Annotated in this window: 1 protein-coding gene and 1 pseudogene; one reads left to right on the top strand and one right to left on the bottom strand. The window is 64.2% G+C overall.

What is annotated here, in order from left to right; genetic code table 11:
* Positions 1-825 (bottom strand): LacI family DNA-binding transcriptional regulator (locus AX702_RS07635; protein WP_082746132.1); only part of this gene is annotated, 825 nt, incomplete at its 3' end.
* Between the two features lie 121 nt (positions 826-946).
* Between AX702_RS07635 and AX702_RS07640 the strand changes: the two are divergent.
* A pseudogene (locus tag AX702_RS07640) lies at positions 947-1251 on the top strand (1,4-beta-D-glucan glucohydrolase); the annotation flags it as partial.

A 1251-nucleotide genomic window follows, 5' to 3' on the forward strand; every position in this document is an offset into this window, starting at 1 on the left:
GTGCGCAACTGCTACGGTTGCCGCCGCCATATCGTCGTTGCTGGCGAAAATCGCCGAGGGCGGGCTCTTTGCCTCAAGAAGCTCCTCTGCAGCGTCGAGGCCGGAGCGATAGGTGAACAGGCCCTGCGCGACGAGGCTGTCGTCCATCTCGATCCCACGCTCGGCCAGCGCCGCGCGATAGCCCTCCAGCCGCTCGCCGCTTGCCGTCAGATTGGGATTGCCGATGATGAAGCCGATCCGCTGATGGCCCAGATCGAGCAGATGGGCCGTCATCTCACGTGCAGCGCTGCGATCGTCGATTGAGACGGCGGCAAGGTGCTGGGGCCGGCGACCGGTCGCGACGACCACCGCGGGAACGCGCGCTTCGCTCAGCAAATCGAGCACGGGCTGCGAATCGCACAAGGGCGGTGGCAGGATGATCCCATCGACGCCGCTGTTGAGCAGGCGCTGAGCCACTTCCCGTTCGTCGCTGTCGCTGTCGACATTCTGCACAACGAGCTGGATATCCGCGCGGCTCGCCTGTTCGAGGCTGCCGAGCAGAAAGGCGCTGAGGTAGGATTCCGAAGGATTGCTATACAGCAGGCCGATACGCTGCTGCGCGGCACCTGCGAGGCGACGGGCGGCCCGGTTGGGCGCGTAGTTCAGTTTCGCGATCGCGGCATGAACCGCTTCGCGCGTCGCATCGCGCACGTTGCTTTCGGCGTTGATGACGCGTGACACGGTCATCAGCGAAACGCCGGCCATCTTCGCGACATCGGCGATCGTCGGTGCGCCCGTCTGCCGCGAGGTTCCGCTTCGGGGTTTGCGCGTCGAGCCTGCTGCCATTCCGCCACCGTAGCATCTGTTGCGCATCTGCAAAGCCGCAAGTGCAGCATATCTGAAAAGGTGGTAGCGTTATCACTCTATGGCTCTTATGCGAGCTAGAGCATAGCCGGAGAGGGATGGAATGCGTCGCGTTGGCTTTTGGACGGTAGCAGCCCTGATGGGCATGGTGGCAAGCGGAACGGCGGCGCAAGTCGCCACTCCCGAAAATTGGCCCGTGGCGCAGAGCCCGGACGCGATGGTGGACGCCGCAACCGAAGCAAGAATTACCGACCTGCTTTCCAAGCTGTCGCTGGAAGAGAAGATCGGCCAGATGATCCAGGGCGATACCGGATCGATCAAGCCGGAGGATCTTCGCAAATACCCGCTCGGCTCGATCCTGGCGGGCGGCAGCTCGCCGCCGATCGGCGCGCCCGATCGCTCGCCGGC

Source organism: Sphingomonas sp. CCH5-D11, assembly GCF_001557395.1.
Lineage (GTDB): Bacteria > Pseudomonadota > Alphaproteobacteria > Sphingomonadales > Sphingomonadaceae > Sphingomonas.